Source organism: Kitasatospora sp. NPDC056184, from assembly GCF_042268405.1.
In the GTDB taxonomy this organism is placed as follows: Bacteria; Actinomycetota; Actinomycetes; order Streptomycetales; family Streptomycetaceae; genus Kitasatospora.
This window is the reverse complement of the sequence record NZ_JBHJUI010000005.1, coordinates 376,116-395,588: the sequence shown is the minus strand read 5'-3', so window position 1 is coordinate 395,588 and position 19,473 is coordinate 376,116. Positions and strand designations below refer to the sequence as shown.

At 76.4% G+C, this 19,473-nt stretch carries 18 protein-coding genes; 12 read left to right on the top strand and 6 right to left on the bottom strand.

Going from position 1 to position 19,473, the window contains the following annotated elements; translation table 11 throughout:
- Positions 1 to 79 precede the first annotated feature (79 nt).
- From fahA to ACFC0B_RS13750, 5 genes are all read right to left on the bottom strand, one after another.
- Positions 80 to 1,300: a fumarylacetoacetase gene (fahA, locus tag ACFC0B_RS13770; RefSeq protein ID WP_376085844.1), complete on the bottom strand. Its 1,221-nt coding sequence runs from the start codon at positions 1,298 to 1,300 to the stop codon at positions 80 to 82.
- A complete protein-coding gene (locus ACFC0B_RS13765) occupies positions 1,297 to 2,175 on the bottom strand; it encodes a hypothetical protein (protein WP_376085841.1) in 879 nt (292 codons plus the stop codon). The genes fahA and ACFC0B_RS13765 overlap by 4 nt, the downstream gene beginning before the upstream one ends.
- Positions 2,176 to 2,186: 11 nt before the next feature.
- Positions 2,187 to 3,386 (bottom strand): homogentisate 1,2-dioxygenase, encoded by a 1,200-nt coding sequence (locus tag ACFC0B_RS13760; protein ID WP_376085839.1) that lies wholly within the window; start codon positions 3,384 to 3,386, stop codon positions 2,187 to 2,189.
- Positions 3,387 to 3,502: 116 nt separating this feature from the next.
- Complete coding sequence (hppD, locus tag ACFC0B_RS13755; RefSeq protein WP_376085837.1) at positions 3,503 to 4,717, bottom strand: 4-hydroxyphenylpyruvate dioxygenase; 1,215 nt, start codon at positions 4,715 to 4,717, stop codon at positions 3,503 to 3,505.
- Positions 4,718 to 5,090: 373 nt separating this feature from the next.
- Positions 5,091 to 6,512 carry a phosphoribosyltransferase family protein gene (locus tag ACFC0B_RS13750; protein WP_376085834.1) on the bottom strand — a complete coding sequence of 474 codons (1,422 nt, stop codon included), beginning with the start codon at positions 6,510 to 6,512 and terminating at the stop codon, positions 5,091 to 5,093.
- Positions 6,513 to 6,870: 358 nt separating this feature from the next.
- Between ACFC0B_RS13750 and ACFC0B_RS13745 the strand changes: the two genes are divergently transcribed.
- The 12 genes from ACFC0B_RS13745 (at position 6,871) to ACFC0B_RS13690 (ending at position 16,949) form a co-directional block, all read left to right on the top strand.
- Entirely contained in the window at positions 6,871 to 8,094 is a 1,224-nt protein-coding gene (locus ACFC0B_RS13745; protein ID WP_376085997.1) for a sedoheptulose 7-phosphate cyclase, read from the top strand.
- The gene (locus ACFC0B_RS13740; RefSeq protein ID WP_376085832.1) at positions 8,087 to 8,866 is read left to right on the top strand and encodes a cupin domain-containing protein; all 780 of its coding nucleotides are present in this window, start codon (positions 8,087 to 8,089) and stop codon (positions 8,864 to 8,866) included. Before ACFC0B_RS13745 ends, ACFC0B_RS13740 begins: the two co-directional genes overlap by 8 nt.
- A complete protein-coding gene (locus tag ACFC0B_RS13735) occupies positions 8,863 to 9,282 on the top strand; it encodes a hypothetical protein (RefSeq protein ID WP_376085830.1) in 420 nt (139 codons plus the stop codon). Before ACFC0B_RS13740 ends, ACFC0B_RS13735 begins: the two co-directional genes overlap by 4 nt.
- Before the next feature lie 420 nt (positions 9,283 to 9,702).
- Positions 9,703 to 10,785 (top strand): hypothetical protein, encoded by a 1,083-nt coding sequence (locus ACFC0B_RS13730; protein WP_376085828.1) that lies wholly within the window; start codon positions 9,703 to 9,705, stop codon positions 10,783 to 10,785.
- Positions 10,786 to 10,968: 183 nt separating this feature from the next.
- Positions 10,969 to 11,568, top strand: coding sequence for a hypothetical protein (locus ACFC0B_RS13725; protein ID WP_376085827.1), 600 nt, complete (start codon positions 10,969 to 10,971; stop codon positions 11,566 to 11,568).
- A complete protein-coding gene (locus ACFC0B_RS13720; RefSeq protein WP_376085825.1) occupies positions 11,565 to 11,975 on the top strand; it encodes a hypothetical protein in 411 nt (136 codons plus the stop codon). The genes ACFC0B_RS13725 and ACFC0B_RS13720 overlap by 4 nt, the downstream gene beginning before the upstream one ends.
- Positions 11,972 to 13,168 carry a zinc-binding dehydrogenase gene (locus ACFC0B_RS13715; RefSeq protein ID WP_376085822.1) on the top strand — a complete coding sequence of 399 codons (1,197 nt, stop codon included), beginning with the start codon at positions 11,972 to 11,974 and terminating at the stop codon, positions 13,166 to 13,168. The genes ACFC0B_RS13720 and ACFC0B_RS13715 overlap by 4 nt, the downstream gene beginning before the upstream one ends.
- Complete coding sequence (locus ACFC0B_RS13710) at positions 13,165 to 14,040, top strand: cupin domain-containing protein (RefSeq protein WP_376085819.1); 876 nt, start codon at positions 13,165 to 13,167, stop codon at positions 14,038 to 14,040. Before ACFC0B_RS13715 ends, ACFC0B_RS13710 begins: the two co-directional genes overlap by 4 nt.
- Positions 14,037 to 14,912, top strand: coding sequence for an SDR family oxidoreductase (locus ACFC0B_RS13705; protein ID WP_376085818.1), 876 nt, complete (start codon positions 14,037 to 14,039; stop codon positions 14,910 to 14,912). The genes ACFC0B_RS13710 and ACFC0B_RS13705 overlap by 4 nt, the downstream gene beginning before the upstream one ends.
- Positions 14,909 to 15,487, top strand: a complete 579-nt coding sequence (locus tag ACFC0B_RS13700; RefSeq protein ID WP_376085816.1) for a VOC family protein — start codon at positions 14,909 to 14,911, stop codon at positions 15,485 to 15,487. Before ACFC0B_RS13705 ends, ACFC0B_RS13700 begins: the two co-directional genes overlap by 4 nt.
- Positions 15,484 to 16,608 (top strand): NAD(P)-dependent alcohol dehydrogenase, encoded by a 1,125-nt coding sequence (locus ACFC0B_RS13695; protein ID WP_376085814.1) that lies wholly within the window; start codon positions 15,484 to 15,486, stop codon positions 16,606 to 16,608. The genes ACFC0B_RS13700 and ACFC0B_RS13695 overlap by 4 nt, the downstream gene beginning before the upstream one ends.
- A 158-nt stretch (positions 16,609 to 16,766) precedes the next feature.
- A complete protein-coding gene (locus ACFC0B_RS13690) occupies positions 16,767 to 16,949 on the top strand; it encodes a hypothetical protein (RefSeq protein ID WP_376085811.1) in 183 nt (60 codons plus the stop codon).
- Between the two features lie 196 nt (positions 16,950 to 17,145).
- Here ACFC0B_RS13690 and ACFC0B_RS13685 read toward each other — a convergent pair whose 3' ends face one another.
- Entirely contained in the window at positions 17,146 to 19,380 is a 2,235-nt protein-coding gene (locus ACFC0B_RS13685; protein ID WP_376085808.1) for a sensor histidine kinase, read from the bottom strand.
- Positions 19,381 to 19,473: the final 93 nt, after the last annotated feature.

Here is a 19,473-nt window from a genome sequence, read left to right as displayed (position 1 = left end):
GGCCGCAAGCACGGAGGGCGGCTCCGGTCGGTGACCGGGGCCGCCCTCCGTCCGGCGGGGGAAGGTGGTTCGGGGGGCGTCAGGGAACGATGCGGCCGGTGACCTCGCCGAAGCCGACGACGGCGCCGTCGGGGCCGGGGGCGGTGGCGGTGATGGACACCTCGTCGTCGTTCTCCAGGAAGGTGCGGGCCGTGCCGTCCGGGAGCTTGAGCGGGTTCTCGCCGTTCCAGGTGAGCTCGATGAGCGCGCCGCGGGTGTCGGGCTCGGGGCCGCTGACGGTGCCGGAGGCGAAGAGGTCGCCGGTGCGCAGCGAGGCGCCGTTGGCCGTCATGTGGGTGAGCTGCTGGGCGGCCGTCCAGTACATCGAGGCGAACGGCGGGCGGGAGATCGTGTGGCCGTTGAGGCGGACCTCCAGGGCGAGGTCCAGGCCCCAGGGCTCGCCGCCGCGGTCGTCGAGGTAGGGGAGCGGTTCGACCTCGCGGGCCGGCGGGGCGATCCGGGCCTGCTCCAGGGCGTCCAGCGGCACGATCCACGGCGAGACGGAGGTGGCGAAGGACTTGCCGAGGAACGGGCCGAGCGGCACGTACTCCCAGCCCTGGATGTCGCGCGCGGACCAGTCGTTGACCAGGCAGACGCCGAAGACGTGCTCGCGGAAGCGGTCCAGGGTGACGGGCTCGCCCATCGTGCTGGGCGCGCCGACGACGAAGCCGACCTCGGCCTCGATGTCCAGCCGGCGGGTCGGGCCGAACGACGGCACGGCGTCCGTCGGGGCCTTTCGCTGGCCGTGCGGGCGGACCACCGGGGTGCCGGAGACCACCACGGTGCCGGAGCGGCCGTGGTAACCGATCGGCAGGTGCTTCCAGTTGGGGGTCAGCGGCTCCGAACCGGGGCGGAGGATCCGGCCCAGGTTGGTGGCGTGGTGCTCGGAGGCGTAGAAGTCGACGTAGTCGGCGACCTCGAACGGCAGGTGGAGCTCCACCTCGGCGAGCGGCAGCAGCAGCGGCGCGAGGGCGTCCCGGTGGGACTCCCCGGTCAGCCAGCGGGTGAGCGCGGCGCGGACCTCGGTCCACACCGGGCGGCCCGCGCCCAGCAGCGGGTTGAGCGAGTCCGCGTCGAGCAGCACGGACGGTTCCCCGGCGGCGCGGGCGGCGGCTCCGGCGTCCAGGACGAAGTCGCCGACGCGCACGCCGATCCGCCGCCGCCCCGGCCGGTCGCCGGCCGTGAAGACGCCGTACGGCAGGTTGTGCACGCCGAACGGCGAGTCGTTCGCGGGGGCGAACCAGCTACGGGGGGTGGTCAACGGTCCTCCTGGGGCGTCGGGTCGGGCGACAGCAGGCCGAGGGCGGCCAGGTCGTCCAGGGGCTCGGCGATGCTACAGGTGCCGAACGCGGTGAACGAGTTGCGGATCACCGTGGTCTGACGGTCGGTCAGTGCACGGACGGCCTTGGCGAGCGCCTCGCCGTCGCGCTCGGCGAGCACCTCGGCGGCCGCGGCCGGGTCGGTCTCCTGCGCGGCCAGCAGCACGTTCAGGAAGCCGTGGTGCTCGAAGCCGGTCGCCGCGTCGGTGTGCCGGACGGCGTGGTGCAGGCCGGCCGTGCACTTGTACGGCAGGCCGCGCCGCGCGCACCCGGTGAGGAGGCCGGCCAGCTCCCGCTCGTCCGGGAAGGCGCCGGCGACCACGCCGCCGGTGCGGAACTTGGCCCGGTACGGGCTGTCGAGCAGCACGTCCAGCACCTCGTCCAGGCCGTCGCCGCGCAGCAGTTCGCGCGGCAGCTCGACCGCGGCCGGCACGTCCGCCGGCAGCAGCAGGTCGAGCGCGGCGACCGCCTCGCGGGCGTCCCGGGTGGCGAGTTCGACGCCGGCCACCTCGAAGGGCGCGGCGGCGGCGAGGGCCGGGCCGAGCTCCGGGCTGCCCCCCGGCAGCACCAGCCCGACCCGGAGGGCGGGGGCGGGGTCCTGGGCCGCGGCGGGCCCGGGACGCCGCGCCGCGGCCGCCAGCTCGTCCAGCCGGCCCGCCCCGCAGAGGAGCGGGCCGACCGCGTCGGCGTACCAGGCGGCGCGGTGCGCGCGGTGCGCGGGCACCGCGTCGGCGACCGGCAGGTTCCCGGGCGGGAACACCGCCGCGTCGTCGAACAGCCCCTGGAACAGCGGGGGGATCACGGCGGCGGTGCTCACGGCGGCGGTGCTCACTGCTGCGGCCCCCGACCCGACCACGTCCAGGCGTAGTTGGAGTCCTCCGAGGCCCGGCCGCCCTCGCCCAGCTCCAGCGGGCGGAAGGTGTCCACCATCACCGCGAGCTCGTCGAAGAAGTCCGCGCCGATGGAGCGCTCGTACGCGCCCGGCTGCGGGCCGTGGGTGTGGCCGCCGGGGTGCAGCGAGATCGAGCCCTGGCCGATGCCCGAGCCCTTGCGCGCCGCGTAGTCGCCGCCGCAGTAGAACATGACCTCGTCGCTGTCCACGTTGGCGTGGTAGTACGGCACCGGGATCGACAGCGGGTGGTAGTCCACCTTGCGGGGAACGAAGTTGCAGATCACGAACCCGCTGCCCTCGAACACCTGGTGGGCCGGCGGCGGCTGGTGGATCCGCCCGGTGATCGGCTCGAAGTCCCGGATGTTGAACGCGTACGGGTACAGGCAGCCGTCCCAGCCGACCACGTCGAAGGGGTGGTGCGGCACGGTGTACCGGGTGCCGGAGATCCCGTTCGGGCCGCGGTGCTTGACCAGGACGTCGACGTCCCCGCCGTCGACCAGCAGCGGTCCGGACGGGGCGCGCAGGTCCCGCTCGCAGTAGGGCGCGTGCTCCAGCAGCTGGCCGTACTTGGAGAGGTAGCGCTTGACCGGGGTGATGTGGCTGTTCGCCTCGATGCAGTAGGCGCGCAGCGGCTCGTCGCCGGCCGGCACCCAGCGGTGGGTGGTCGCCCGGGGGATGATCACGTAGTCGCCCTGGCCGACCTCCAGCGTGCCGAAGACCGTCTCCAGGGTGCCGGAGCCGGACTCCACGTACACGCACTCGTCGCCGAGCCCGTTGCGGTAGAGCTCGCTCGGCGCCCCGGCGGCGACGTACGAGATCCGCACGTCGCCGTTGCCGAGGACGAGCCGGCGCCCGGCGACGACGTCCGCGGACTTCCACTCCTGGCCCGGGAACAGCTCGTGCAGCTTGAGGTGGCGGGGGAGCAGGGGATGGTTGGGCACCGTCGACTGGTCGGGCAGCTCCCACGGCACGGCGTTCACGACGGCCGAGGGGATGCCCCGGTGGTAGAGCAGCGAGGAGTCCGAGGAGAACCCCTCCTCGCCCATCAACTCCTCGTAGTACAGCCCGCCCTCGGGCGTGCGGTGCTGGGTGTGCCGCTTGGGCGGGATGCTGCCCAGCTGCCGGTAGTACGCCATCGTCCCTGCTCCTCCCGGACCTTCCTGTGGCCCAGAGCTTCCTGCGGCTTCAGCGGTGGCTGCGCGCCCCGGAGGTCGCCGGCGCCGCGGGCCGGTGGCCTGCGGCGCCGTGCGCCTCAGAGGTTGCCGCGGCGCTCCTGCTCGCGCTCGATGGCCTCGAAGAGCGCCTTGAAGTTGCCCTTCCCGAAACCGAGCGAGCCATGCCGCTCGATGAACTCGTAGAAGACGGTCGGGCGGTCGCCGATCGGCTTGGTGAAGATCTGCAGCAGGTAGCCGTCCTCGTCGCGGTCGACGAGGATGCCGCGGCTCTTCAGCTCCTCGATCGGCACCCGGACCTTGCCGATCCGCTCGCGCAGCTCGGGGTCGTCGTAGTACGAGTCGGGGGTGTTCAGGAACTCGACGCCGCGCGAGCGCAGCACGTCGACGGTGGTGAGGATGTCGTTGGTGGCCAGCGCCATGTGCTGGCAGCCCGCGCCGGTGTAGAACTCCAGGTACTCGTCGATCTGCGACCGCTTCTTGGCGACGGCCGGCTCGTTGAGCGGGAACTTCACCCGGTGGTTGCCGCTGGCGACGACCTTGGACATCAGCGCGGAGTAGTCGGTGGCGATGTCGTCGCCGACGAACTCGGCCATGTTCACGAAGCCCATGACCTTGTTGTAGAAGGCGACCCACTCGTCCATCTTGCCGAGCTCGACGTTGCCGACCGCGTGGTCCAGGGCCTGGAACAGTCGGCGCGGCGAGCCCTCCGGGTGCCGCACCTTGCTCTGGGCGGCGATGTAGCCGGGCAGGTACGGGCCGGTGTAGCGGGAGCGGTCGATCAGGGTGTGGCGGGTCTCGCCGTAGGTGGCGATCGCGGCGCGGCGCACGGTGCCGTTCTCGTCGGAGACGTCGTTCGGCTCCTCCAGGACGGTGGCGCCCTGGGCGCGGGCGTGCGCGATGCACTTGTCGACGTCCGGGACCTCCAGGGCCAGGTCGACGACGCCGTCGCCGTGGCGGCGGTGGTGGTCCAGCAGCGGGCTGTCGGGGGAGACGCCGCCCTTGATCACGAAGCGGCAGGAGCCGGAGCGCAGGACGAAGGCCTTGCGGTCCCGGCGGCCGGTCTCCGGGCCGGAGTAGGCGACCAGCTCCATGCCGAAGACGGCCTGGTAGAACTGGGCCGTCTGGGTGGCGTTGCCGACCACGAACACGACGGCGTCCTGCGCGGTGACCGGGAACGGGTCGCTGGCGGGGTCGTGCTCGACGAGGCCGACGAGGCGGCGCAGCTGCTCGGCGTCGAGACCGGCCTCGCGCTCCTCGGGGGTCAGCTCAAGGGCGTGGGACTGCGGGGTCATCGGTCGTTCCTCCACATTGAGGCCTCGGCATTGAGGCATCCGCTTGAGGCGGCCGCTCCGCGGGGGTGGGGCGAGGGGGTGGCGCGAGGGGGATGCGGGCGGCTGAGCGCAGAGCTTGCTCCAGTCGGGCGGGTTGGGCAACAGATCGGGTTTTCACTGTTCAATGTGTACAAGGTGATCAGGAAATCGCTGGTCATGCTGTGCAGAATGCTCGGTGGATCCGGGGTGTTTCACGAGTTCTGCGGATCGGCGCCGATCGGACGTGTGCGCTGGTCAGGGCGGGGGCCGGGCTTCGGCCGGTGGTGCGGCCGGTGGTGCGACGGGGGTTTCGGCCGAGGTTTCGGTCAGGGTTTCGGTCGGGGTTCCGACCGGCTCAGGGCGGGGGCCCGCAGGGGACGAGGTGGCCGCCGAACCAGTCGCGGGCCAGCTCGGCGACCCGGTCCAGCGTGCCGGGCTCCTCGAACAGATGGCCGGCGTGCGGGACCACCGCGAGCTCACTCTCGCAGCGCAGCCGCTCGCGCGCCCGCCGGTTCAGGTCGATCACCGCCTCGTCCCGGCCGCCCACGATCAGCAGCGTCGGCGCGAGCACGGTGCCCAGCGCCTCCTCCCCGGCGAGGTCCGGCCGCCCGCCCCGGGAGACCACCGCGCCCACGCCGTCGCCCAGCCGGGCGGCCGTCCACAGCGCGGCGGCGGCCCCGGTGCTGGCGCCGAACAGGCCGAGCGGCAGGAACGGTCCGCCGCCCTCGCGGGCCTGCTCGGCGGGCAGCGCGCGGGCCACGTCGGTCAGCCGGGCGCCCAGCAGGTCGACGTCGAAGACGTTCCGCCGGTCCTCCTCCTCGTCCTCGGTGAGCAGGTCGAACAGGAAGGTGGCCAGCCCGCCGCGGTTCAGGTGGGCGGCCACGTGGCGGTTGCGCGGGCTGTGCCGACCGCTGCCGCTGCCGTGGGCGAACACCACGATGCCGCGGGCGCCGGCGGGCACGGTCAGCCGGCCGGTCAGCCGGGCGCCGGCGGCCGGCAGCGTCAGCTCGCGGTCGGAGGGCGGCACCTCGGCGTCGGAGGGCGGTACCCCGTCGTCGGAGTCGGAGGCCGGTACCCCGCCGTCGGACACCGGTACCCCGCCGTCGGACGCCGCCGGCTCCGGTGTGTCGGCGCGGGCCGCGGCGAGGCGGCGCAGCACCTCGGCGTCCTCGGTCTGCGCGAAGTCCGCGTAGAACTCGCCGATCGCGAAGAACGGCGACGGCGTGCCGACGCAGACCAGCTCGTCGGCGACCCCGGCCAGCCGCTGCGTCCAGTCCGGCGGCGCCACCGGCACGGCGAGCACCACCCGCGCCGCCCCGCGCGCCCGCACGATCAGACAGGCGGCCCGGGCCGTCGAACCGGTCGCGATGCCGTCGTCGACCACGACCACCGTCCGCCCGCGCACGTCGACCGGCGGCCGGCCGCCCCGGTAGCGGTGCGCCCGGCGCTCCAACTCGACCCGCTCGCGCGCCTCCACGGCGGCCAGCTGCTCCGGGGTGACCCCGGCGGGCCGCAGCACCTGGTCGTTGATCACCCGCACCCCGTCCTCGCCGATCGCCCCCATGCCCAGCTCCGGCTGGTACGGCACGCCCAGCTTGCGGATCACGCAGATGTCCAGCGGCGCGTCCAGCGCGTCGGCCACCTCGGCGGCCACCGGGACGCCGCCGCGCGGCAGGGCCACCACCACGGTGCCGGGGCCGCGCCACTGGCCCAGCAGGGCGGCCAGCCGGCGGCCCGCGTCGGTGCGGTCGGTGAAGTGGGTACCGGTGGCGTGCATGGTCTCGGCCTCCCGTTCCACCGTACGTCGCCGGGGCGGTGCGCGGGGGCGGCCGGGACACCGGCGCGGACCCGGTGACCAGGGGCGTCCCGGGCGGGGCCGGGACGTGGATGGGGCCGGCCGCCCGTGCGTCCGGGACGGCGGGCGGTCCAGCGTGGTGCACATCGGCCCGGTGGGCCCTCCCTCACCCACCGGGCCGTTCGACCCGCCGTCCCGCCGAAGGAGCCGACCCGTGTCCCTCACCCACCCGCAGCGCCGTCCCGCCGCCCCGGGCGGGCCCGGCGCCCCCGACACCGCCGTCGCCACCGGCGCATCCGGCGCCCCCGACGCGCCCGCCGTGCCCGGTCGCGGCCACGGCCTGCACGCCACCGGCGACCCGGTGAACGGCGCCCCCGCCACCGACTGGACGGTCGCCACCGCCCTGCCCGTCAGCTACCGGGTCCGCTTCACCCCCGGCGTGCTCGACCCGCGCAACCCGGCGCTCGCCCGGGCCGGCGGCCCGCCCGGGCGCCGGCTCGTCGTCGTCGACGCCCGCGTCGACGAACTGCACGGCGACCGCCTGCGGCGCTACCTGGCCGCCCAGGGCGTCGCGTACGAGACGCACGTCCTGCTCGCCCACGAACAGGTGAAGACCATGGACGCGGTGTTCCAGGTCGCCGACCGGATGGACTCCTTCGGGATCTCCCGCCGCGGCGAACCGGTGATCGCGATCGGCGGCGGCGTGCTCACCGACGTCGTCGGCCTCGCCTGCAGCCTCTACCGCCGCTCCACGCCCTTCGTACGGGTCCCGACCACGCTGATCGGCCTCGTCGACGCGGGCGTCGGCGCCAAGACCGGCGTCAACCACGGCCGCCACAAGAACCGCCTGGGCAGCTACCACCCCGCCGTCGACACCCTGCTCGACCCGGCCTTCCTCGCCACCCTGGACCGGCGCCACATCGGCAACGGGCTCGCCGAGATCCTCAAGGTCGCGCTGATCAAGGACGAGACCCTCTTCGGCCTGCTCGAACGGCACGGCCGCGACCTGCTCGACACCCGCTTCCAGTCCCCGGGCGCCGGCGCCGCCGTGCTCGGCCGCGCCGTCCACGGCATGCTCCAGGAACTCCAGCCCAACCTCTGGGAGCACCGCCTGGAACGCCTGATGGACTACGGGCACTCGTTCAGCCCGACGGTCGAGATGCGCGCGCTGCCCGAACTGCTGCACGGCGAGGCGGTCTGCGTCGACATGGCGCTCACCAGCGTCGTCGCCCGGCGCCGCTGCCTGCTCGACGCCGGGCAGGCCGAACGCGTCCTGCGGCTGATGCGGCGGCTCGAACTGCCCGTCTGGCACCCGCTGATGGAGCCCGTCACGCTCGCCGAGGCGCTCGCCGACACCGTCCGCCACCGCGACGGGCGGCAACGGCTGCCGCTGCCCTCCGGAATCGGCGCGGGCGTCTTCGTCGACGACCTCGGCGTGGCCGAACTCGCCGACGCGGCCGGACGGCTGCGCACCTGGTCGGCCGCCGAAGCCGCCGAAGCCGCCGCGATCGCTGCCACCGCCGCGACCGCCGAGGCGCCGCGGGGGAGTGGGACGCGTGCGTAGCGCCGTCGTGATCGCCGACACCACCGCCCCGGCCGACGTCCACGGCGTGCACGGCGCGGCCGGCATCACCCAGTGGACCTGCCTCGCCCGTCGCACCGGACTCGCCGGGGACTGGGAGGCCGTCGAATGGGCGCGCATCCCGGCGGGCGGGATCAGTGGCGAACACCTCCACACCCGTACCCGCGAGGTCTACGTGCTGCTCACCGGGGAGGGCGAGGTCACCCTCGACGGCCGCCCCCACGGCGTCCGCGCGGGCGACGCCGTGCTGACGGCCGCCGGCACCCGGCACGGCCTGCGCAACACCGGGACCGGGCCGCTGGAGTGGCTGGTGATCGAACTGCCCGCCCACCCGGAGGAGTTCGACTCCGGAGGCCGCGTCGGCAGCACCGTGGTCCGCGACCTGCGGCGCACCGGCCCGCTCGACCCGTCCGCCGTCATCGGCGGGCCGCTGCGCCTGCTGCGGCACGTCGAACTGGTCACCGGGGAACGCGACTTCCTGCTCGCCGACGGCGTCGAGCACACCGCCTTCGTCCTCGGCGGCCACGGCCGGGCGGGCGCCGGGGACGTCCGGGTGCCGCTGCGGCCGGGGACGGCGCTCACCCTGCCGCTCGGAACCGCGGTCGACCTGGCGGCGGGCCCCGGCGGTCTCGCCTTCCTGCACGCCGAACTCGTGACAGGTGGGCGGGAGTTGCCGGGCGGGGAGTCGCCGGGTGGGGAGTCGCGGGGCGGGGAGTCGCGGGGCGGGGACTCGGGGGGAGGCGGGCGCCGATGATCGTCACCCGGACCGCCGCGCCCCGCCTGCTCCTCGGCCCCGGCGCCCAGCGGATCCGCAGCCGCTGCCTCGCCCGCCGGGGCATGCTGCACAGCGAGTGCGAGGCCTTCGAACACGTCAACCTCGGCCCGGGCGCCTGCTACGACCTCACCGGCCGCGACTCCACCGAGGCGGCCTGGTACGTGCTGCGCGGCCCCGTCCTCCTGCTCGACTGCCCGGACCACCCGCTGCGCCTGCTCGACCGCGGCACCCTGCTGCTCGCCCCGCGCGGCGAGTCCGTCCACCTGCACGGCGGCCCGCTCGGCGCGGAACTCCTCTGCCTGACCGTGCTGCCGCACGCGGTGAGCGCCGCGCTGCCGGAACGCCGGCCGGAGGTCGCGAGGAGCGCGGCGCCGGCCGGGGGACGGCGGAGGTAGCGGGCCGGGCGACGGGCGGCCCCGACGGCGGCCCGCAGGTCCCGGGACACGGCGCCCGCACGCCTCCGCTTCCGGCGGCGCCCGGTGATCCCGCCGGTCGCGGCCGCCGTCCGGAACCCCCTGGGGCCCGTCCTCGAACCCCCGTCGTCCGCCCGAAGGGCGGGCCGTGCGGCGTCCGGGTGCGTGCGTGCCCCGGGGGTGCCTCCCGGCCGGAGGCTGGCTGCGCGTCGCACGGCAGGCGGGGTTCGAAGAGGGTCCGAGGGGTCCGTCCCGGCCGCACCCGGGCCTGTCCCGGGCGCCGGCGCGGGGCGCGGTGGGGGCCCGGGGCTCAGGCGGGCGGGGCGGCGGGCGGCGCAGCGTGGAGCCCGTGGTCCGGACCCCGGACCCCGGACCCCGGACCCCGGACAGGAGGAGGCCACCATGCGTCGCAGCGTTCGGCTCGACCGGCGGATCCAGGCCGGAGCCGCACAGGTCGTCCTGGCGGTGCGCAGCGGCGAGCCGTCGTGGACCGAACTCGGGACGCGGCTCGACGGCCTCCGGGCCGACCGGTTCCTCGTGGTCACCGACGGTACGGCGCCCGAGGACACCCTGGCCGGCGTCCGCGCGCTCGCCGCCGACCGGGCGCCCACCACCGTGCACGACCTGCGCGACGGGCCGCTCCCGGCCGGCGCCCGGGCCGGCGCCGCGGTCCTCGCCGTCGGCGGAGAACACGCCTGCGGGCTCCCGGCCGACGTCCGGGTGCCCACCGACCTGGCCGCCGCGTGCGGTCCCGCGCTGGCCCTGCCCCGCCCCGTCCCGACCACGCTGGTCTGGGTCCGGGCCGACACGCTCGCCGCCCGGCCCGCCGCGTGGAACCGGGCCGGGGCGGTCGCGGTCGTCCGCCATGTGCTCGCCGTCTGCCCCGCCCACCACCCGACGCTGGCCGCCGTCCTCCACCCCGGGGCCCGGTACGACGAGCGGACGCTCACCGCCCTGCTCGCCCTGTGCGCCGACGCGCGGGCCGCCCTGGTCTGCTTCGACCCCGACGAGACCGGCCCCGCGCTGGCCCTCGGCTACGGCCGGAGCCTCGCCGACGCGGTGCGGGCCGTCGCCGGTCCCGACCTCGCGCCCGGCGACGCCGAGGCGCTGGGCCTGCTGATCGCCGCCCGGGTGGCGATCCGGCTCGGCCTGGCCGCCGGGGACACCGGCTGGGCGCACCGGGAACTGCTGGCCCGCAACGGTTCGGCGACCGCGCTGCCCGGCGGCGTCGACGTGGACCGGCTCACCGCCGCGCTGGTCGCCGCCGCCGGCCCCGGGCTGCTGCTGCTCGCCGACCTCGGCCGCCCGTACTGCGCCGACGGCAGGCTGCTGACCCGGGTGGACGGCGCGGTGCTGCGGGCCGCCGTGGAGAGCCTGGCCGGCCGGGCGGGGACGGGCGTCCCGCGCAGCCGGGCCGCCGTCCCCGAACCCGCCGGGGCCCGCGCGGTCCCGGTCGGCGGAACGGGCGGCCCGGGTGCCGCGTGAACGCGCGGGGACACGGGCCCGGACACGGCCCGGGCGCACTCGGGACCGGGCCGGGAGCGGCTCGGGCGCAGGCCGGGAGCAGGACGGGACGGGGTTCCCGTGCGACCGGGACGGCAGGCGGCACACCGTGGAGGACAGAGGCGGCCCGGTACGGACCGCAGGACAGCAGAAGGAGTTCCCGTCATGTCGGGCACCGTCATCACCGACCTCCGCCGGCGCGGCGCCGTCGACCCCAGCCGGGTGCTGACCGGACCGCTGCGCGCCGTCGGACTCCAGTGGCTGGAACCGGGCCGCAGCGTCGAGCTCACCGCCGAGGGCGTGGAACGCGCCCTGTACATCACGGCGGGCTCGGGCACCGCCACGGCGCCGGAGGCCGAGACCGAGACCGAGACCGAGACCGAAGGCGAGACCGGGGCCGAGACCGAGGACGACGCGTCGACGGCCGACGACTCCCGGATCCCGCTGGTCGAGGGGACCGCCGTGACCCTGCCGCTCGGCGCGCGCACCGTGCTCACGGCCGGCACCGCCGGTCTGGAGTTCTTCCACGCGGTGCTCGCCGTCGCCGGGCACCCGGGCCGGGCCATGGCCCACCCGGCGGCGGAACGGCCGACCACCGAGCGGCCGGCCGCGGGACATCCCGCCGACCGGCCCACCACCGAGCGGCCCGCCACCGAGCGACCCGCCGCCGAGCGGCCCGGACGCGCGGAGACCGAGCGTTCGGACCCCGACCACCCGCACCGACCCGAAACCCCTCCGAGCCCGAAGGGAGGCGAGCCAAGGTGATCGTCACCACCGCGACGGCCTCGGCCGCCGTCATCCTCGGCCCGAACGGCGAGCGCGTGCGCCTGCGCTGCCTGGCGCGCCGCTCCATGCTCACCAGTGCCTGCGAGAGCTTCGACCACCTGCGGCTCAGCCCCGGCGCCCACCACGCGCTGCCGGGGCAGCCCGAGGGCGAGACCGTCCTGTTCGTCGCGCGCGGCTCCCTGCTCGTCGGCCAGAGCCGTGACGAGCCGGACCACCTGGCCGTCGACGGCGATCTGCTGCTGGCGACCCGGGGCCGCACGCTGCTCCTGGAGGCCGGCCCGCTCGGGGCCGAGGTGCTCTGCCTCGCCCTGGCGGCGCCCCGCCGCACCAGCGCGACCAGGCGCTCGCTGGCCCGCCGGCGCGCCGAACGACGGAGCCGGCCATGACGGGCCCCGCCGGGGCCGGGGCCACCGCTCCCGCCGAGGCCCCCGCCGCCGTCGCGGTGGCGGGGGCCGGACGCGCGACGGCCCCCGCCACCATGGCGGCGCTGCGGATCGAGGCGCCGCACCGGGTCGCCCTCGCCCGGGTGCCCCGCCCGGCGCCGCCCGGGCCGGACGAGGTCACCGTGCGCACCGCCCTGGTCGGCCTCTGCGGCACCGACCTCGAACTCCTCCACGGCACCGCCTCCTACCTGCGCGACGGGCGGGCCCGCTTCCCGCTCGTCCCGGGACACGAATGGTGCGGCACCGTCGCCGAAGTCGGCCGCGAGGTCACCGAGTTCGCGCCCGGCGACCGCGTGGTCGGGCACACCATGGTGCACTGCGGCCTCTGCCGGATGTGCCGCCGCGGCCACCGCCCGCTCTGCGAACGCCTCACCGAGGTCGGCCTCTACGGCCGCCCGGGCGCCGCCGCCGAGTACGTCGTGCTGCCGGAGCGCTCGCTGTCCCGGATCCCCGGCCGCGTGCCGGACCGGGAGGCCGTGCTGACCGAACCGGCGGTCACCGTGGCGGCCGGCCTGGAGCGGGCCCGCTGCCGGCTGGGCGACCGGGTGGTCGTCCTCGGCACCGGAACGATCGGCCTGCTCGCCGTCCAACTCGCCGCCCGCCTGGGCGAGTCGGTGGACGCGGTGGGCATCGACCCGGCCGGGCGGCGGCTCGCGCTGCGCTGCGGCGCGCGCCGCGCCCTGAGCCCCGGGCAGGCGCGCGCCGCCGGGATCGCCCGCTACTCGCTCGCGGTCGAGGCGGCGGGTGCGGCGGAGGCGTTCACGCTCGGCCTCGACCTGCTCGAACCGGGCGGCCGGCTCGCCGTGATCGGTGTGGCCGGCGGCCCGTGCCCGGACTTCGACCCCGGCCAACTCGCCCTGCGCGGACTGGAGGTGATCGGCGTCCGGCACGGCCTGGACCACTACGACCGCACGCTGCGGCTGTTCCGTGACGGCGTCCTGGCGGCCGAGCCGCTGATCGCCGCCGTGCTGCCGCCGTCCGCCGGGCCGGAGGCGTTCCGGCTGCTGGCGGGCGGCCGCAGCGGTCCGCCCAAGGTGCTCCTCGACTTCGGCCGCGCGGCCGACCTACCGCCCGTCGCCCGGCCCACGACGCCCGAAGGGTCCGCCGACCCCGCCACCGAAGGAGATCCCACGTGATCCTCGTACCCGCCGCCGTCCCCCGGACCGCCCCCGCGTTCCGGCGGCTGATCGACCCGCAGCACCTGCCGTCCGCGCACGGCGGGCTGACCGTCGAGACCCTGCCGCCCGGCGTCCGCGTCGAGCACCACCCCTCCCGGGTGGGCGAGTCCGTGACGCTGGTGCTCTCCGGAGGGATCCGCTCGGCCGGGCGCGTGCTCGGCCCGGGCGAGGGCCTCTACCACCCGCCCGGCAGCTCCTGCGGACTCACCGCGCTGCCCGGCGCGCCCGCCGCCGTGCTGACCGTCCGGCCCCTCGCGGTGCCCGGCGACCGGCCCGCGCAGCGCCCCTGGCCCGTCCCGCTCGCACCGCCGAGGCCCGGCGTCCGGTCCCGCGGCGGTGCTCCTGAGCCGCCTGCCCCTACGGTGCCCGCCGCGCGCGCCGGCGGCGCGGACGCTGCCGACACCGCCGACACCGCCGACACCGCCGGTGACGCCGAGGCCGCCGAGGCCGCCGGCAGGGCCGCCTCCCCGATCGCCGGTTCGACCGGCATGGCGGTGCGCTGGCTCGCCACCGACGAGACGGTCGGCGCCCGCCGGCTCACCGTCGCCACCTCGGTGTTCTGCGTCGGCGGCAGCCACGACCTGCACCGCCACCCGCACGCCGACGAGTTCTTCCTCGTCCTCTCCGGCGGCGGCACCCATCTCACGGACGCCACCGAGGTGCCGGTCCGCGCCGGTGACCTGGTGTTCGTCCCGGCCGGCGAGTGGCACGGCTTCCGGACCGGCCCGGCCGGCCCGACCGCCGCCCTCTACGGCTACCTGGGCGCGCCGAGCCTCGCCCGGGCCGGCTACCAGGTCCGCCCCGCCACCGTGCCGGAGGCGAGCCGATGAGCGTCCCAGGACCGCACCACCGGCACCCCGAGGGCGGCGGCCCGGCCGCGGCCCCGCCCTCGGTGGCGGTCGTCACCGGAGCCAGCTCCGGCATCGGCCGCGCCACCGCGATCGCCCTCGCCCGGGCCGGGCACACCGTGGCGATCGGCTACCGCACCGACCGCGACGCCGCCCGCCGCACGGCCGAGCGGGCCGAGCGGGCCGGCGGGCGGACCGTGCTGCTGCCGCTCGACCTCGCCGACCCCGAGGGCGCGGCGCGGGCCGTGCACGGCGCCGCCGAACAGCTCGGCGGGATCGACATCCTGGTCAACTGCGCCGGGATCAACCACCGTTCACCCGTCCTGGAGGAGACCCTGGAGGACTGGCGGCGGATCCTCGCGGTGGACCTCACCGGACCCTTCGCCTGCGCCCGGGCGGCCGCCCGCCGGATGGTCGCCCAGGGCCGCGGCGGGCGGATCGTCAACGTCACCTCCGTCCACGAGTTCACCCCGATCCTGGGCGGCGCCGCCTACTGCGCGGCCAAGGGCGCGCTGGGCGCCCTCACCAGGGTGATGGCCCTGGAGCTGGCGCCGTACGGGATCACCGTGAACGCGGTCAGCCCCGGCGAGACCGCCACCCGGATGAACGGCGTCCTCGACGACCGCGACCTCAGCGGCCACGCCCGCCCCGCCATCCCGGTGGGCCGCCCGGGCCGGGCGGCGGAGGTCGCCGCGGCCATCGTCCACCTGACCGGCCCGGACGCCGCCTACACCACCGGGGTCTCACTCACCGTGGACGGCGGCCTGAGCCTGATGAGCGCGGTCGCCAACCAGCGCGACGCCGCCCACGAACGGCCCTTCCCCGCCGAGGCCCCCGGAAGGAGAGCCCCATGACCGGCATCCCCGGCGCGCGTGCCGTGCACCACGTCGCCTACACCGTCCCCGACCTCGACCAGGCGGTGGCGTTCTTCACCGACGTGCTCGGCGCGCGCCTGCTCTACCGCCTCGGGCCGGTCGCCGCACCCCCCGGGGACGGCGACTGGATGAGCCGCCAACTCGGCGTCCACCGCTCGGCGGTGGCGCACATCGCGATGCTGCGCCTCGGGCCGGTCAGCAACCTGGAGCTGTTCCAGTACACCGCCCCGGACCAGCGCCGCGAGCAGCCCGCCAACAGCGACTGGGGCGGGCACCACCTCGCGATCGCGGTCGACGACGTGGACCGCGCCGTCGCCTACCTGCGGGAGCAGCCGGGCGTCGAGGTGCTGGGCGAACCGCAGACCATCGCCGACGGCGGGCCGATCGACGGAGACCGCTGGGTGTACTTCCGCACGCCCTGGGGCCTCCAGCTGGAGGTGCTCGCGATGCCGCCCGGCATGCCCTACGAACGGTCCACCCCCGACCGGCTGTTCACGCCCCGGGCCCCGTGGGACATCGCCGTCGCACGGCCGGGCGGGGCGGACCCGTCATGATCGAGACCACCGCCGCCGTGGTGCGGGAGACCGGCGGCCCGTTCCGCCCGGAGACCGTCCGGCTGGACGGGCCGCGCGCGGACGAGGTGCTGGTGCGGATCCGCGCCGTCGGGATCTGCCACACCGACCTGAGCGTGCGGGCTGGCCGCACGCCCGCGCCGCTGCCCGCCGTCCTCGGCCACGAGGGCGCGGGCACCGTCGCGGCGGTCGGCGAGGCCGTCACCCGGGTGCGGCCCGGCGACCGCGTCGTGCTGACCTTCGACTCCTGCGGCGCCTGCCCGCCCTGCCGGGCCGGTCTGCCGGTGCGCTGCGACCACTGGGCCGCGCTCAACCTGTTCGGCGGCTTCCGGCTGGACGGCAGCGCCACCGTGCGCGGCACGGGCCGCCGTCGCGGCACCGCGCTGCACGGCCACTTCTTCGGGCAGTCCTCGTTCGCGGGCTACGCGCTGGCCGACGAGCGCAACGCCGTGCCCGTCACCGGCCCGCCGGTGCCGTTCGAGGTGCTGGCGCCGCTGGGTTGCGGCGTGCAGACCGGCGCGGGCGCGGTGTTCAACGTGCTGCGGCCCGAACCCGGCGACACGCTGGCCGTGTTCGGCGCGGGCGCGGTGGGGCTGGCCGCCGTCCTGGCGGCCCGGTCGACGCCGGTGGCGCGGATCGTCGCCGTCGACCTGCGCCCGGACCGGCTCGCCCTGGCCGGGGAGCTCGGGGCCACCGACGTCGTGGACGCGGCCGCGGGGGACCCGGTGGCGGCGGTCCGCGAGCTCACCGGCGGGCGCGGCGCGCAGCACACGCTGGAGACCAGCGGCAACGTGCGCGCGCTGCGGCAGGCGGTGGAGGCGCTGGCCGTCGGCGGGACCTGCGGGGTGGTGGGCGCGCCGCCGGCCGGCAGCGAGGTGGGCCTGGACGTCCCCGGGCTGCTCGCCCGGGCGCCCCGGATCATCGGCGTGAACCAGGGGGCGAGCGTGCCGGAGCGCTTCCTGCCGGTGCTGGTGGACCTGTTCCGGGCGGGGCGGCTGCCGGTGGACCGGCTGGTGCGGACCTTCCCGTTCGCGGCGGTCGAGGAGGCGGCCGCGGCGGCGGAGGCGGGGGAGGTCGTGAAACCGGTGCTGATACTGCCCTGAGCTGCGCAGATGGGCCCGCCGCCGCGTCCGCCGTCCCGTTCTGGGACCGGAACGGGACGGCGGGCCCATGTGCCCGGGGCGCGGTGACGACCAGAGTGGGAGGCGGAGCGGTTGATCGACTCGACCGCTCGGAGCTGAAGAATTTGGAGCACCCCCCCATGGCAACGAACACGACATCGAAGACGCTCGGCGTCGCGTCCGTCATCGTCGGCCTCGCCGCGGCTGCCGCGGTCGTCAGGAGCGTCGCCGGTGGCACGGCGGCCAAGGTGACCCCCGCGGCCGAGAGCGTGGCGGAGGCCGCGCGCAGCTGCAAGCCGGGCGAGAAGGACTGCGGGCACTGATCGCCTGCTGAAGCCCCCGCTGCTGCGTCTCTCCTCTGCCGATCCCCCTTCCCCGTCCGCCCCGACCCTTCCCCGTCCCCGCCCCCGGCGCCGGAGCCTCCGGCGCCGGGGGCGGGCGGCTTGCGCGGGGCGGGTGGACGACTGACAGATGACAGAGTCTGAAATCTGTCATCTGTTATCTGTCATCTGAAATCTGTCAGTTGTCAGTTGTCGGCGACCGGCCGTCGGCTCCCGCGCCGCGTCCCTGCGAGGGGTGCCGGGGGAGGACCGCCAGCACCCGGGTGCCGCTCTCCTGGGGGAGCCGGTCGATGGTGCAGCGCCCGCCGATCTCGGCCGCCCGGTCCGCCATCGACCGCAGGCCGACCCCGCCCGCAGAGTCCGCGCCCGCACCCACCGCGGGAGCGGGGTCGGCCCGGAAGAGGCCGAGGCCGATCCCGTCGTCCTGGACGGTCAGCGTCAGGGTCGCCTCGTCCGCCCGGAGCGCCACCTGGGCGTGCCGGGCGCGGGCGTGCCGCAGCACGTTGTTCAGCGCCTCGGCGGTGATCCGGTACGCGGCGACCTCGACGGCGGCCGGCAGCTCCGGCAGCGGGTCGGGTTGCAGCGCGGCGGAGACGGCGAGCCCGTCGCTGCTGAACGAGGCCGCCAGGTGTTGGACGGCGCGGGTGAGGCCGAACTCGCCGAGTGGCGCGGGCCCGAGGCGGTCGGTGATCCGCCGCACCTCCTTGATCGCCATCGCCAGATCGTCCGAGATGCCCCGCAGCGTCTGCGCGATCGACTCCGCCCCGGCCCCGGCCCCGGCCCCGGTGCCCGCACCGGGGCCCGCCCCCGCCTCGGAGCCGTCCGCCGCCCCGGCCGCCGAGGCCGTGTTGTCGACCCGCAGCCGCAGCCCGGCCAGCACCGGCCCGAGCCCGTCGTGGATGTCCCGCCGAAGCCACCGCCGCTCCTCCTCGCGCGCCGCGACGATCTGTTCCCGGCTGGCCTGGAGGTCCTCCTGCAGCCGCAGCGAGGCGACGGCCGGCGAAGCCTGGTCCGCGAGCGAGCGCAGGATGTCGACGTCGCTGGACTCCAGCCGCTCCTCACCGGCCCGCAGTCCGACCGTCAACTCCCCGATCACCGCCCCGTTGTGGACCAGCTCGAAGCCCTGGACCGGCCCGTCCAGCCGCCCCACCGCGGCCAGCGAGCGGCGGCCGGCCCGGGTGGTGACGGCCAGCGCCACACCCGGCAGCCGCAGTTCGTCCGCGACGGCGGTGCACAGCGCCGACGGCAGCCGCTCCGGCTCGACCACCTGCCGGAACTGCCCGGCCAGCGTCCGTAGCACCTGGTAGGGCTGGGCACGGTCGCCGTAGTAGAGCCGGTCGACCACGCCCACGGCCCACCGGGCGGCCCGCGGCAGGCCCGCGCCCAGCGTGAAGACCAGCGCGATCAGCACCAGCGCGGCGGCGCCCCGGCCGGGCACCAGCCACCCCGACAGCACCGCCGCGCACACCACGAACACCACGGTGAGCCCGGTGGCGAGCAGCAGTCCGGTCAGCACCGACCGGGCCGCGCGGTCCAGCCGCCACCCCCCGTCGCGCACCACCAGGAACCCCACGGCCACGGCCCACACCGCCCCGGCCGCCGTGAACAGCGAGTAGCTCAGCCAGTACTCGTACTGGAACCGGCGCATGTAGTAGTCCTGCATGCCCGCCCAGAGCAGGTAGGCGCCCAGCATCCCGGCGATGTGCGCGCGCTGCCGGGGCGCGGTGCGCCGCAGCAGCCGCACCAGCAGGACGGCGGTCGCGATGCCGATCAGCAGGTACCTGACCGGGTCGTAGAGGCTCTCCAGATGGTTGTAGACGGAGCCGAAGAAGTTCGCGGGCAGGCTGTCGGCGAGCGGGTTGGGGCGTCCGAAGACGGTCGTGAGGTCCAGGAAGGACATCTCGTTCGGCAGCTGCCACAGCGTCACGGCGCCGATGTACCACCACCACCGGCGCGTGGTGAGCCGGCCGGCCGGCAGCCAGAGCGGCAGCACGTACAACAGCGTCTGGTTGACGGTGTCGCACACCCCGCGCACCACCACCGCCACGCCCACGATCCCGGGGTCGGAGACCTCCACCCAGACGGGTGCCGCGGTCGCGCTCGGCAGCATGGCCGTCAGCGCGTAGAGGAGCATCACCCAACCGAGCGGATTTCCCGGCCGGTGGGCGTGCAGCAGCATCCCCGCGCCCGCGGTCGGCAGCGCGTAGAGCAGGATCGCCAACTGGTCACGGGGCCCCTCGATGCCCGGGGCGTCGAGGTGGACCAGGACGTAGCAGACCCAGAGGGTGGCGACCGCCAGGCAGACCACGGTGACCGCCGCCGCGGCGGTGAGCCGGCGCTGCGCGGCCGTGCGGTGCGGCAGGGGCCCGGCAGGCGTGCGCGGCCGGGGGCGGAAGGGGATCACCATGGTCATGGCACCGCCTAGGGACGGGTGGGAGGAGGCCCACCGACGACCGGTCGCCGGGCCGGGCGCGCTGTCTCCAGTCTTGGCCTCCCGCGGTCCCGG